The organism is Micromonospora sp. NPDC049366 (assembly GCF_044466625.1).
Lineage (GTDB): Bacteria > Actinomycetota > Actinomycetes > Mycobacteriales > Micromonosporaceae > Micromonospora.
In genome coordinates this window covers 16,990-31,308 of sequence record NZ_JBITMV010000032.1, presented here as the reverse complement: position 1 = coordinate 31,308, position 14,319 = coordinate 16,990, and the positions used below count along the sequence as shown (strand labels likewise).

The following is a 14,319-nucleotide window of genomic DNA, read 5'->3' as shown; positions in this document are numbered from 1 at the left end:
CCCGGAGATCACCTGGCCACCAGCATGGAATTTTGCTGTCCGCCAACGAGGAGAACCCAAGGCCATCGGACAGGACTTCGTCCTGACCCTTGACAGTATCCAGGCTCCCCAGCCGGGACGCTTACATTGAGAGAAGCATCAGACGACGGTGACGATGCAAGATCGAGGCGGGAAGGCGATCCTGATGCCTACGACGAACTTGCACCGCCCCCCACGCGCCGACCTGGTGGGGATCCGGGCGCCCGCCGCGAAAGTGAAGGAAAACCGGGTAGTGGATCTTTAGAGCACCAGGTCAGGAAGTCTGCTCCCCGCGCACGCGGGGGGTGATCCGGCGCTCGCGGGCGACCCACTGACCCAGCAACACTGCTCCCCGCGCACGCGGGGGTGATCCGGTGAGCGGGTTGCCGCCGGGCAGCAGCGGGAACAATCGGTCGTAGGAGCGCAGGTCCAAGGAGCCGCGCTGCACCAGCGTCTTACGCGGAAGGGCGGTGCCGACAGCCCGCGCGGTGGCTGCGGCGACGGCGCGGTGAAGAAGACCCACACGTGGGCGCCGCAGGCCGCCGTCGGACGGGCGGGCCGGGGCGCGGCGCGGCCGGTCTATGCCACCGGTTCGAGGACGACGACGGGGAAGGGGCGGTCGGTGTTCGTCTCGTACTCCAGCATGTCGGGCCAGAAGGCGACGAAGGCCGCGTATAGCCGGTCGCGCTCGGCGCCCGAGCGCAGCACGGTCGGCTTGACCTTCAGTGTGCGCTCGCCCACCTCGATGGTCGTCTCCGGCATGGACTCAAGGTTGGCGACCCACAGCGGTTCGTTCGTCGCGCCGCCGTTGGAACCGGCCAAGACGTAGTTGTCGCCGTTCTGCATGCACAGCAGGGGCTGCACGCGCTCCTGTCCGGTGCGGCGGCCCACGTGGTGGACGAGTGCCAAGGTGGTGTTTTTGAAGTGCCCGCCCATCGCCTCGGTCACGACGCCGCGGTTCGCGCGGAACTCCGCGATCACCGCGTCATTGCCTTCGCTCATGTCGTTCGCTGCCTTCCTGGTCTGCCGACGATGAGACCGATCGGCCCTCTTGAACACCATTCAACGCCTCGTGATCGGTGTTCATCTCCTTATCAATATACATCCGGGGCCGGTACCCTCCACGCTAGACGAGGGAGAGGGATGAAGATCAACGCCGCCGTGATCTCGGAGACGGCGCTGGAGCTGCTAGACGAGACCGGTCTCGACGGTCTGAGCATGCGTCTGGTCGCCGCGCGGCTCGGTGTCCGCCCCGGGGCGCTGTACTGGCACGTTAAGAACAAGCAGGAGCTGCTGGAGAGCATGGCGGCGGCGATCTTCGTCGACGCCGCCGAGGGACTGGAGGCACCGCGGGCCGGGGTGAGCTGGCAGGACTGGCTCGCCGACTGGGTGCGCCGGATGCGCCGGGCCATGCTGCGCCACCCGGACGGCGCCAGGATCTTCGCCGCCTGCAGCGTGAAGGAACCGGCCCTCTTCCGGGCCACCGAACTGACCCTGCGTACCCTGCAGGACGCGGGATTCGCCGTCCGGCCGGCGGCGCGCAGTGTCGCCGCCCTGCTGCACTACACCATCGGCTTCACGATGGAGGAGCAGTCGCACTCGGCGGTGGGCGCCGCGGAGCCGGGGGCACACGCGATGATCGACCATGTGCGATTCCCGCTGACCGCGCAGGCGTACGCCCGCGACGACCTCTTCGACCCGGACACGGACGACTGCTTCGAGTACGGGCTCGCCACCATCATCGGCGGCATGCAGGCCATGGAGACACCCGGCGAAACGGCCGCCACCGCGTAGCGAACGGGCCCCCTACTCCGCGCGCCTCAGAGCTCCGTCGCCCACACCTTGGCCATTTTGGCGCGGACCCCCGCGAGGGCGCGCGCGTGGCAGCGTCGTCGCTGCTCGCTCCGCCGATGACGCGGATGGCATGGCCCCGAGTCCGCTCAACAAGGCTTTATCCGTGGCCGTTCCTGGGTCGCCAGGACCGGTGCGGGCCGCGTGGGCGAAGCGGAGGCCGCTACTCGGCCCAGTTGGCTTTGCGGCCCTCGAACTCCGGGTGGATCACGTCCACGCTGGTGGTGTAGGAGACAGCCATCGCGGGATCCGGTTTGATGTTATGCGGCGATCGGGGCGGGGCCGGTCTGGTCGGTGTCGTGTTGGTCTGTCTTGGTGGTGACGACGCGGCCTTTGGCGAGTAATGAGCCACTTTCATCGTGACGGTGCAGGTTACGGGCAGTGCGGGAGGCTGGTGTCGACATAGGACGAGGCTCCCGGTGAGACAGCAATCGACCAAGATCAGATGCCCCAACCGGGAGCCTCGCTGCGCTGTCTTACCCTGCCGCGATTCCGTTGTCCACCCGCAGCCTGAACCACCTCGCCGGTCTCATCCGAGCCCGCCGTGACCAGCGGCGATCCCGATGGCGGCGCCTCGACCCCGGCCGGCAAGCCCTGCTTGCCCTGGCCCACCTGCGTAACGGTGACACCCTCACCCGCCTGGCCGCCGGATTCGAGATCGGTGTAGGACGGCCTGGCGCTACGTCCGAAAGGCCATCGACCTGCTCGCCGTCACCGCCAGTCAAGCAGTCATAGAACCCTCATCGGAACCTGCCCAGCTCCCCGACGCATCAGCCAAACCACCGTCATGCACGCTGATCACCAGAACAGCCCTCGGCAATTGATGCTCTTGCCTAGACAAGAAGATCATCGACCAGGGGTGTTTCCGTGATCCGTCAGGGTCCTCAGAGGACCTGCGGGGCTTGAAAATCAAGTTAGAGCATCGCGATGGCTGTAGCTGACCGTCACCGGAAGTTCGGGCGGTCGAGCCTGGCGACAAATGCCGCCGGACGGTGGCTGCCACTCCAGGCGGCAGCCACCGTTCGCACCAGTCACCTTCTCAGGATTCAGCGCCTGGATGCGGCACGCCTTCGCAGCCGCCCCGTCATGCCGGCGGCAAGGCCGAACACGGCCGAGAGCAGTGCGACCTGCCACCACAGCGGCGCTGGGTCGGTGCCCGTGTACGAGATCGTCGTCCACGGCCCGGGCCTACCCGGCGTCCCCGCCTGAGCCGGATGGTTTGGGTGTCCCGGCTGACCCGGGTGTCCCGGCTGGACCGCGCTCGGCCGGTGGTCGTCCGCCGTACGGTAGAAGGCCACCGTGTAGCTGCGGCTGAGCTGGCCGTTCGCCGAGGTCACCGTCAGCACACGCGTGCCGTCCTTGGCGGTCGACGCCGACACCTTCGCACCGTGCTCGGTCGGCCGCGCGACGACGGCGGGCAGACGCCGGTTCTTGGGCCAGTCGACCATGTACGTCTGGGTACGGGCGTCGAACCCGTCGACCGCCACCCCGTCGACCGTCAGCGACGCGGCGGTCGCCACGCTCGCCTTCGTGTCGTCGGGGTAGTTCGTGACGGTGACCGTGCCATCGTCGTTCACCTCGACCCGCGCGGTCATCGCCCGCGCGAGGTTGATGCGCTGCCAGCTGGGGTCGCCCGCGGCGGTCAGGTCAAGCGGGTAGCCGGAGTCGAGCGCCGTCTGCTCCAGGATCTGCACCCGCTGCGCGTTCGTCAGGTGGGGAAACGCGGTCGTCAGCAGCGCGCCGGCCTCGTCCGGGATGTTCGCCGGTACGCCCGACTGGGCCACGTGCGGGAACCCGTACGACAGCCGCTCGGTGTACAGCGACGCGGCGTGATCGGCGTCGAGTCCCCGGTACGGCTCCCCGGCGCAGGTGAGCAGGGAGTCGAAGCCCTCCTCGCGGCACTCGTCGAGCAGCACGGACTCGATCTCGTCGTGCGTCTGCATCAGCAGGTCCTCGAAGGCGGGATCCGCCCAGCGGTGCGCGACCGTGGCCTGCCCGGTCATCCGGGAGCCCATCACGTCGAGCGGGTAGTGGAACCCGAGCACGATCCGGTTGTCACCGTACTCCGAGGTCCGCGCGAGGATCTGCGGCGCGAGCTCCGGTAGCAGCGTGGCGAGGAAGGTGCCGGCCGTGTAGCCGCCGTAGGCGTGGCCGCTCGGGAACGACCCGTCGCCGGCGAGCCCACCGTACGAGCCGTTGCTCGAGTCGCGGACCAGGCCGCCCTCGCCGACGAGCCCCATCCGCACGAACGGGCGCTTGTAGGCGTAGGTGTTCTTCGCCGTGCCGGTGCCGTCGAGCCCCGACGTGATCCGGCCGAACAGCGCGTTGGTCTTCGGCAGCTTGCCCTCGCTGCGCGCCTGCAGGTACAGGTCGCCCAGGCGCGAGCCGAGCCCGTCCGCCATCGTCGTGTCCGCGCCGTGATCCGCGTCGTTCTCGGCTCGCTTGACCTGATCGCTGGCGGCCGCGCGGTTGATCTCCAGTGCCTTGGTGTCGTTGTACGCCGACACCGTGTCGAGGGCCGCGATCTTCTCGTTCGCGCCGCGCACGTCGGTGCCGAGCTGCGTGAAGCCGCGCAGCAGGTGGACGAAGTACGGGCTGCCGTCCGGCGTGGTCGGCCACGAGTCCGAGTCGTAGCGCGCCGAGAGCACCTCCGACGGGAACGGTCCGGTCGCCACCGCCGTGGACGCACCACCCGACATCTGCGCCGCCGAAGCCACGGAAGCGGCCATGGCCGAGGTGCCCACGGCGTTGATCGCGTCCACCCGCGCCGTGTGGGAGCCGCCGCCCGCGCCGGGGAACACGACCGCGCGGGCGCTGCCCGCGACGATCTGCGTGCGCTTCTGGTCGAGGGTCACGCGGTAGGCCAGGATCCGGGAGCCACCGTCACCGCTCGGCGTCCACGACACGCGAACGTCCTTGCCCAGGGCCCTGACCGCGGCCACCTCCGGTGCGGGCGGTGCGCTCGCCCCGACGATGACGGGCTCGGTGAGCGGCGACCAGGCGGATGCCCCGACCGTGTTCACGGCGCGGACCCGGGCACGTGCGGCGGTGCCCTGCTTGAGCCAGGTGAAGACCGCCGACTTCTGCCCGGCGTCGTCGATGGCGAGCTCGTGCCCGTCCTCGAGCGCGACGACGAAGCCCGTCACGGGTGAACCGCCGTCGTCCTCAGGAGCCGACCAGCGGACCGTGACGCTGCTCGCGTCGCTCTGGGTGGAGACGGCCGCCGGGACCGCCGGGACCTCGTTCGGCTTGACCGTCAGGCCGGAGAGCGCCTTCGCCAGCGTCGCGTCCGCGTTGCTCAACGCCGCATCGCTGGCCGCCGCGTCCGCGAGCGTGGCCCTGGCTGCGGTGAGCGCACTGGTCAACGCCGCCCACGATGCGTCGGTGTACCGGCGCTGCTCGACCGACTCGGCCCGTGCGACGGTGTTCTCCAGCGACAGCCGGGCCCGCGGGACCAGCTGGCCGAACGCGAGCCGCAGCGCCCGTGCCTGGGCGTCGACCTCGGACTGCGTCGCGGTCTCGGACCCGGCGACCGCGCGGGCCTTGTCGAGTTCACGCTCGAACACCCCGAAGTCGATGCTCCCGTAGCGATCCTTGTCGCCGACGTAGGCGGCCGCCTCGCTGATCGCGGCGGTGAGACCCGACTTGTCCACGGGGCGATCGCCGCCCGGCGGTTCCTCGCTGACCGGAGCCGTCGCGAACGTCAGGTTGTCGATGTTCGCCACGTACGGGTGGTTGCCGTCGGGGGTGGTCCGCAGCCGCAGGAAGACGCGGTGCGATCCGGTCAGGCCGGCGGGCAGCGCGACCGTCGTGGTCGCGGCGTTCTGCCACGTCGAGCCGGTCACCGGCAGCGGGACCGTGACGTACGGGTCACCGGGCGAGCCCGGGTCGAAGTGGTCGAGGTAGACGTCGATCGCCGAGTTCCGGCCGCACCGCGAGGAGTTGTTGACGTAGTGCACCGAAACCTGTTGGAGCGCCTTGGACCCGAAGTCGATCGTGTCGTAGTCGAGCCACGCACCGTTGTAGGTGGCGCCCAGGTTCGTGACCTGCGTTCCGTCGTCCCAGGTGCTCTGCTCGCTCTTGAGACCGCTGCCGCTGTTGCCGACCCACTTCTCCGCCTCGACCACCATGCTGCTCGGCGCGGGTGCCGCCGCCGTGAAGGTCAACGACGTCACGTTCGCGACGTACGGCTGCGCGTCGGTGTGCGTGGCGGAGCGGAACACCGCGACGACGTCCTGCACGCCCGCGAACACCGACGCGGGGAGCCCGACCGTGGCCTTGCCCTCGGTGCCCCAGCCGTCACCAGAGTAGGGCAGCGGGATGTCGACCATGCGCTCGTCGCCGGCCGCGCCGAGGTGCAGCTCGATGTGCGAGTCCGACGCCGCGCGTGAGCGCGGCTTGTCGTACGACACGGTGACGCGCTCCACGCCGTTCACGCCGAGGTCGACGCTGCCCCACCGCGCCCACGCGCCGTCGGTCACGTTCTCGAAGAGCCCGCGCGACAGGTTGAGCGGCAGCCGGCCGTTACCGGTCTGCGCGGTGTTCGTCGCGGTCAGCGGCTCGAGCGTGGCACCGGGCTCCTCACCGGGCGCGGTCGAGCGGAACTGGAACCAGTCGAAGTTCGACACCCAGGCCTGACCGGCCGGGGCGTGGAAGACGAGCGTCACGTCGCGCGCCCGCGTGAGCGCCCCGGGATCGGTGATCTCCGCCTGGACGGTGACGTAGGTGCCCCAGTTGCCGGTACCGGGCAGCGCCGCCTTACCGACGATCGGACCGTCCTGCGTCCCGGCGTGCACCTCGATGGCGCTCGGCGTGCCAGTGGGCGAGTACGTGCTCGCGTAGCGGATCGTCAGCGTCTTCGGTGCGACACCGGCGAAGTCGAGGTTCTTGTACCGAATCCACGCACCGTCACGCACGCCGCCGAGGTTGCCGTTGGAGGAGTTCGCCTCGTTCTTCAGGTCACCGCCCGACCACTCGTCGGACTGCTCGGCCTCCAGCACGCGGTAGCCGCCCTGGTCGAGGGTGAGCGCGGCGATCGCGCCGGTGAGCGACTCCGTCGCGTTACGCAGCGTCGCGGTGCTCGACGCGTCGTCGGCCAGCACCGTCTGAGCCCGCTCGAGCACACCCCGGAAAGCGTGGTACGAGGCGAAGGAGTAGTTCCCCTGACGTACCAGTAGGCCCTCGTCGACGAGCTTCCGCAGCTTCGCGCGCTCCGCCGCGGCGACCGAGATCGACAGCGCGGTGCGCGAAGACAGGCCGTCGCCGGTCACCTGGTCGGCAGAGATGCGACCGATGAACGCCGAGTCGGCGAAGGTGACGTAGAAGCGGGCACCCGCTGCGGCGGTACCCGACAGCACCACGCGGGCCGTCGTCGCGTCGACGCCCACGACGTCCCCCGACACGCCCGCCGGCAGACCGTGGATCGTGGCCGCGCCGCTCGCGACGAGGCTCTTGCCGCGAGGGCCGCGGAACTTGGCGCCCCCGCCCAGTGAGAGCGCGATCGCGCCGTCGACACGGCCGTCGGCGCGAGCGGCGATCGTCATGGGCGAGGCGTGCACGGTGTAGCCGTTCGGGGTGCCGCCGCCGTGGTCATCGCCCGCGGTGCTCATCGAGTACGCCGGCTTGCCGTTCGTTCCCCAGATGGACGGCTTCGCGCCCATCCGCACGTCCAGCGAACCGCCGTTGACGAGCGTGCGGTAGTCCAGCCAGGTGTTGCCGAACGCGGCGCCGTTGAGCGAGGCCGACTGGATGTAGTACGAGTCGTCGGAGACGCCGTCGGCCGAGACGGTGAACGTCCGCCCGTCGGCGTACGAGATCGTCGTGCGGTCGAAGAACGGCGAGCCGATCTGGTACTGCGACGAGCCGGCGGTCACCGGGAACAGGCCGATCGCCGCGGCGACGAACATCGTCGACATCGTGCCAGCGTCGTTGTCCATGGTCGGCAGGAAGCCGCGCGGATCGAGCTTGTAGACCTTGGTCTTCAGCGGCGGGCGCAGTTCGCCGTTACCGCTCGGGTACTCGTCGGTGCCGCCTGTGGCGATGTAGCGGTTCCAGCTCTCCTTCGTGTAGATCGTGCGCACCCATTTCTGGGTCAGGCTCGGCAGCCCCACGTAGTTGAACAGGTAGGGCGCCTGCAGGTCGATCTCGTTCGCGTTCGAGTGCAGCATGCCGAGGCCGTTGTCGGGGTCGTCCTCGCCCATGAAGTGCGTGACCGCCCGCCGGGCCGCCTCCGGGCCGCCCATCGCCGCGACGACGCCGTCCATGTCGTAGGCCGGATACCAGTTGTACTGCCAGAGCGTGCCCTGGTAGAGGTTCGCCGCCTCGAAACGCTCGTAGTCGACCTCGCCCCAGTTGCCCGCCGCGTCACGCGGGGTGAGCAGCGCGGCCTTGGTGCCGTCGGCCGCCGTCCACGCGCCCGGCTTGTACAGGTTCGCGATCGGCAGGGCGGCCTGCGCGCGCAGCTGCTTCGCGTCGTCAACCCGGCCGAGGGTGTCGGCGATGATCGCCAAAGCCCACTGGTCGTACCCGCGCTGCACCGTGTCGCCGGGGCGGTTCTCGATGTATCCCTGGCGAAGCTGGTTTCCGTTGTAGTAGCCGACGTAGCTCTTCAGTGCCGGGTACGCCTGGTCGAGGCGGTCGAAGCCGGTGAAGCCCTTCGAGAGCGCGTCGGCGACGATGACCGCCGAGCGTTCCCAGCGCACGGTGGGCACGGAGTGGGTGAGCCCGCCGATGCCCTTGCCGGTGCTCTGCACGTCGGCGAAGAGGTAGATGAGCGACTGGATCATGTCGCGGTACATCTCGGGGTCGACGTACGCGAAGACGGAGTATTTACGGAAGTCGTCCCACGACGACCACGCGTCGTAGTAGGTGAAGTCGTCGACCTTGTGCACCACGCCGTCGACACCGCGGTAGGTCCCGGACGTGCTCGTCGCGTTCATCGGGAGCGCGAACATGCGGTACAGGTGGGTGTAGAACAGGCGGCGCAGCGTGCCGTCGGAGTCGGCCTTCACCGAGGCCGAGACATCGACCCGGCCGAGCCGATCGTTCCAGACGGCCTTCGTGCCGGCGCGTACGTCGTCGAACGACAGCTTTCCGACCTCGACGCCTTGGTCGATGCGCGCCTGGTCCGCGCTGATCGGCGAGACCGTGATCCGCAGGCCGATCTCACCCGCGTGGTCAGGTGCGAAGGTGAGCACGGCGCCGGTGTCGGTGCCGCGCCGGGAGGCCGCGTCGCCGAACTCCCCCGACCCCCACGTCTTGAACGACGCGACCGGCTGCTCGGTCTCGGCGTGGTAGTGCAGCGCGTAGGACGCGCCGTTGAAGTTCCCGTTGATGTCGCCCGAGAGAGCGACCCGGCCGTCGTCGAGACGCTCGACGTCGACCGATGAGCCGGTCCGGCTGGTGAAGTTGTTGTTCAGATCGACGACGAGTTCCGGCGTGGCGCCGTCGGGGAAGGCGTATCGGTGCAGCGCGGTACGGGTCGTCGCGGTCACCTCGGCGTTGATCGTGCCCGGCCCGTTGCGCACGGCACCGTCCCGGCCCGAGATCTCACCCAGCCGCACCTGGTAGTACCCGGGCGTGGCGGTCTCGTCGTCGTGGCTGAACGGGTGGGAGTACGAACCGGTCGACGGCCGGGCGCTGTACTCGACCTGCGTCGGTACGACGAGGATGTCGCCACCGCCACCGGAGCCCCCGACCCCGTCGAGGTTCGTCTGCGTGAATCCGGCGATACGGGTCTGGTTGTAGTCGTAGCCCGTGTGGTTACGTCCCGGCGTGGTGAGCGGGTTGACCTTCACGATGCCGTTCGGCGCCTGGGCGCCGGGCAGGTCGTTGCCGTCGTCACCCGCGGTCGAGACGAACGGGTTGACGAAAGACGTGTAGTCAACCGGCTTGGCCTCGGCGGGCTTGGCGACAGCGGGCGTAACCACAACTCCGGCGGACGCTGCCGCTACCACCACGGTGACCACGGTGGCCGCGGCGGTCCGCCACGGGTTGCGCTCGCGGTCGGCTGCACGCACCCTCCCCAGCGCGGTGGAGATCCCGCTTCGGAGGCGTGCTGAACTCGATGTCACTGACCAACTCCCAGGTGCTCGGCGTGCCCGCCGAGTGTGACGTGCCGCGTAGCAACGCGGTGGCAGTCTCCATCCGCACCAGGGTGCCGTGAGTCATAGGACTCGCTGGCCGTCAGGGTGACGCCATGGCTAACGGCGTGATCTTGGTCGCCGAAGGTATCGCGCCGGCTAACGGACACGCAACGGACCCGCAGCCGAACATGAACACGTCGTCCCGTCTGGACAGGTCAGCGCGCCCGGGCGCAGCCCCTTTCAGCCGGTGCTCGATACCACTACCAACGTCGATTTCTTCGTTACGGCGTGAACACGAGCCGGCCGGCATCACCGCCGACCCCCTTCACGTACGGCCCGACCCTCCGCGCGCCGCGACCGATCCGTCAGGTGCGTGCATCGAGCCAACGGCGCCAGCTCGTGCGGGTCGGAGTCTGCTCGGGGTCCGCGGCCACATGGAGGATGAACTGCGCTCGGAACTGGACCAAAGGATCGTCCGAGCGTCAGCGTAAAGAATCGGCGAGTCGTGGAGATGACGGACCAGCCCCGGCGTACAACCAGTCCTTGCACCGGTACGGCCGCCGCAGCGCCGCAAGAATCAGCTCGGCGATCTCGGGCTTGACGACCTCCGGGAGACCCCGCCGGTTGAATCGGCGAAGGAGCATCTCCTTCGCTCCCCAGCGGGACCACATCCACGACTCCGGCGCACCCCACTCCTCGGGATACTCCGTCTCCCAACGCAGGTAGAGGGCGGCGATCGTCGTCCGGAGCGTCCCGAAAGGCGCGGAAAGGCCCGTAGATCGTCTGGTCCTCACACCACCGGAAGTCAACGCGCGCGCTGTCCAGCGCTGCGGCCAGCCGGGCCTGACTGGACCTCGACCGGTAATGCGCTGCCCACAGGCCGTTCGACAGGCGCAACGCGTCGCTCGCCGCAGCGAGCAGTGCCTGATGACGAGCAAGCGCCGCGGTGCGTACGGTGCGGGGACTGAGCCAGTCGGTCGCTCAGCCTCGTGTGTAAGCCCGTCCTCCGGCATAGGAGGTTTCTCAGTCAATCAGCACGTTGTTTGGCGAATCCGTCGGTTCGTTCGTCGTCCCAGTGGCCGTCGCCGGAGATGCGGCTGATGGTGGTGCCGCTGCCGATGACGCCGCGCGCCCTGTAGTTCGGTATCAACGGACGCTTACACTCGACGGATCCGTCGGACGACGGTGACGATGCAAGATCGTGGCGGGAAGGCCGATCCTGATGCGGACGACAAACTTGCACCGCCCTCTACGCGCCGACGTGCTGAGGATCTGCGCATCCGCCACGAAAGTGAAGGAAAATCGAGTAGTGGATCTTTAGAGCACCAGGTCAGGAAGTCTGCTCCCCGCGCACGCGGGGGTGATCCGGCGCAACGCCTCGCGCGTGACGACGGCCGGGCCTGCTCCCCGCGCACGCGGGGGTGATCCCCTCCAGTTCCTCATCATGCACCTGGGCCCGGCCTGCTCCCCGCGCACGCGGGGGTGATCCCTCCCAGTCCTTGCCGTGCACGAAGACGTCGCCCTGCTCCCCGCGCACGCGGGGGTGATCCGTTGCTGGCCATGCCGGCCCAGTTGGCGACGCACTGCTCCCCGCGCACGCGGGGGTGATCCTGATCTTCCTTACTCCTGGAGCGCCCGGCCGAACTGCTCCCCGCGCACGCGGGGGTGATCCGACCGCCTCGCCGCCGCCCGCAACAACCACACCCTGCTCCCCGCGCACGCGGGGGTGATCCCACGGTCGCCCGCTACGAGGTGCCGACGAAGATCTGCTCCCCGCGCACGCGGGGGTGATCCGGGCCACAACCTGCACACCTTCTCGGCGTGGCTCTGCTCCCCGCGCACGCGGGGGTGATCCCAAGGCCGCCCCCACCACCACCGAGCTGAACGCCTGCTCCCCGCGCACGCGGGGGTGATCCGACGCCGCCCAGCGCGCCGTCGCCGCCCTCATCCTGCTCCCCGCGCACGCGGGGGTGATCCGACAGCCGTGCCGGTGGACTCATCGCGCTGAACCTGCTCCCCGCGCACGCGGGGGTGATCCGGGGTGGCGGACTCCGGCGGGGCGGTCACCATCCTGCTCCCCGCGCACGCGGGGGTGATCCTCCGTCGATGGCGTACTCGATGTCGTCGGTGAGCTGCTCCCCGCGCACGCGGGGGTGATCCTTGAACCCGAATGAGGGGGCAGGTCAGGGGGTCCTGCTCCCCGCGCACGCGGGGGTGATCCCGGCACCGCGACACCCACAGCGCCGAACATCTGCTGCTCCCCGCGCACGCGGGGGTGATCCGGACCTGCGCCGCGAGATGGTCTCCGAGATGCGCTGCTCCCCGCGCACGCGGGGGTGATCCGGACCGACCGCCGACCCTTGCCGGGGCGACCATCTGCTCCCCGCGCACGCGGGGGTGATCCGTTCACGGGCGGCGTTGGCCTTCTCGACCCAGCCTGCTCCCCGCGCACGCGGGGGTGATCCCCGGTGAGACGCCGACGCGTGCTGCCCGTACACCTGCTCCCCGCGCACGCGGGGGTGATCCGGGCCTCGTCCTGCTCGCCCTCGCCGCCGTCAACTGCTCCCCGCGCACGCGGGGGTGATCCGCTGAGCCGTGTGGTGGAGCCGGACGAGCTGGTCTGCTCCCCGCGCACGCGGGGGTGATCCCTCGACGGCCCGGAAGCAGAACCGCGGCGGCTTCTGCTCCCCGCGCACGCGGGGGTGATCCGTAGCTGTTGCGGCCCTGAACGAACCGCACACCCTGCTCCCCGCGCACGCGGGGGTGATCCCCCGCACCGCCTTCAACCGCTGCTCCGGCAGCGCTGCTCCCCGCGCACGCGGGGGTGATCCTGACCCGGGCGACGGCGAGCAGCCGAACACTGCCTGCTCCCCGCGCACGCGGGGGTGATCCGTCGGCCGGGGAGGCCAAGTGGGCCATCGTCGGCTGCTCCCCGCGCACGCGGGGGTGATCCCTCGACGGCCACCTCGGGCAGACGGTCGACGGCGCCTGCTCCCCGCGCACGCGGGGGTGATCCGGCGATGGCGTTCTGGTTGCCGTTGCTCGACCCCTGCTCCCCGCGCACGCGGGGGTGATCCCCGGCGCCACTCGATCGCGCCAATATCAGCGGACTGCTCCCCGCGCACGCGGGGGTGATCCGAGTTGCCGGCCGAGACAGTCGACGCGATCCGTCTGCTCCCCGCGCACGCGGGGGTGATCCCCCGGCCTCCCGAGCCAGGTCGATCAGCAGCTCCTGCTCCCCGCGCACGCGGGGGTGATCCTGGTGGTCGGGGTCGGTGAGCTGTGCCCACAGGCTGCTCCCCGCGCACGCGGGGGTGATCCGTCCGCCCCGGCTGGTAGCCGCGACGTACCCCTCTGCTCCCCGCGCACGCGGGGGTGATCCAGCGGCCCCCCTGCCGGAGAGGCAGTGGGGGCTGCTCCCCGCGCACGCGGGGGTGATCCGGGCATCGACCCGAACACCCAGGCCGGGCGGGACTGCTCCCCGCGCACGCGGGGGTGATCCCGCGCCGAGGACCGCCAGGGCGACGGTGATGCCCTGCTCCCCGCGCACGCGGGGGTGATCCGACGAAGCTGGTGTTGGAGCAGGCCCGCACCGTCTGCTCCCCGCGCACGCGGGGGTGATCCTGGTGCGCCCGGGTGGCGCCCGGGGCATCGTAGCTGCTCCCCGCGCACGCGGGGGTGATCCCGACGTCGAGCTTGTCGCCGTCCGCGTCGCGCACTGCTCCCCGCGCACGCGGGGGTGATCCCGGGTGAAGTGCGCCTCCAGGGCGCCGCCGCGGCTGCTCCCCGCGCACGCGGGGGTGATCCGACGCTCACTGCTTGTTGGGGACGCGGTAGGTGCTGCTCCCCGCGCACGCGGGGGTGATCCCTGCGGGTAGGTGAGGTTCGTGGCGGCGAGGTTCTGCTCCCCGCGCACGCGGGGGTGATCCGTTCACGCCCCTGTCGATCCCCGACCTCGAGCTCTGCTCCCCGCGCACGCGGGGGTGATCCGGTGTCCGCCGCGGTGGCGGAGCTCGAGGCCGCCTGCTCCCCGCGCACGCGGGGGTGATCCCTCGCCGAACAGTTCGGCCTCGTCGACCGGCTCCTGCTCCCCGCGCACGCGGGGGTGATCCCGCCGCTAGCGTGCCCGCGGGTACCCGTCCGATCTGCTCCCCGCGCACGCGGGGGTGATCCCTTCCACAGTTCGGCGGCGGCGATCAGGCACGCCTGCTCCCCGCGCACGCGGGGGTGATCCGCGGCTGATCGAGGCTTTCCAGCGTGACCAGGGCTGCTCCCCGCGCACGCGGGGGTGATCCCTTCCACAGTTCGGCGGCGGCGATCAGGCACGCCTGCTCCCCGCGCACGCGGGGGTGATCCGCGGCTGATC

General features: G+C 70.2%; 4 protein-coding genes, 1 pseudogene and 1 CRISPR repeat array (1 of these 6 only partly in view). Of the genes and pseudogenes, 2 read left to right on the top strand and 3 right to left on the bottom strand.

The genetic code is table 11. The features are described 5' to 3' along the window. Positions 1 to 292 precede the first annotated feature (292 nt). Positions 293 to 541 carry a hypothetical protein gene (locus ACIBTV_RS29975; RefSeq protein ID WP_396710303.1) on the bottom strand — a complete coding sequence of 83 codons (249 nt, stop codon included), beginning with the start codon at positions 539 to 541 and terminating at the stop codon, positions 293 to 295. A gap of 56 nt (positions 542 to 597) precedes the next feature. After that, on the bottom strand, positions 598 to 1,020 hold the full coding sequence (locus ACIBTV_RS29970) for a nitroreductase/quinone reductase family protein (RefSeq protein ID WP_396710301.1): 423 nt from the start codon (positions 1,018 to 1,020) through the stop codon (positions 598 to 600). Positions 1,021 to 1,161: 141 nt separating this feature from the next. Between ACIBTV_RS29970 and ACIBTV_RS29965 the strand changes: the two genes are divergently transcribed. Then, complete coding sequence (locus tag ACIBTV_RS29965; protein WP_396710299.1) at positions 1,162 to 1,812, top strand: TetR/AcrR family transcriptional regulator C-terminal domain-containing protein; 651 nt, start codon at positions 1,162 to 1,164, stop codon at positions 1,810 to 1,812. A 528-nt stretch (positions 1,813 to 2,340) separates the two neighbouring features. Then, a pseudogene (locus ACIBTV_RS29960) lies at positions 2,341 to 2,588 on the top strand (transposase family protein); the annotation flags it as partial. Positions 2,589 to 2,915: 327 nt separating this feature from the next. On the opposite strand, the gene ACIBTV_RS29955 reads toward ACIBTV_RS29960, so the two are convergent. Continuing rightward, positions 2,916 to 9,887 carry a glycoside hydrolase domain-containing protein gene (locus ACIBTV_RS29955; RefSeq protein WP_396710297.1) on the bottom strand — a complete coding sequence of 2,324 codons (6,972 nt, stop codon included), beginning with the start codon at positions 9,885 to 9,887 and terminating at the stop codon, positions 2,916 to 2,918. A 1,405-nt stretch (positions 9,888 to 11,292) separates the two neighbouring features. Further along, positions 11,293 to 14,319: a CRISPR direct-repeat array (repeat unit 28 nt; unit sequence CTGCTCCCCGCGCACGCGGGGGTGATCC); it runs 604 nt beyond the window's last position.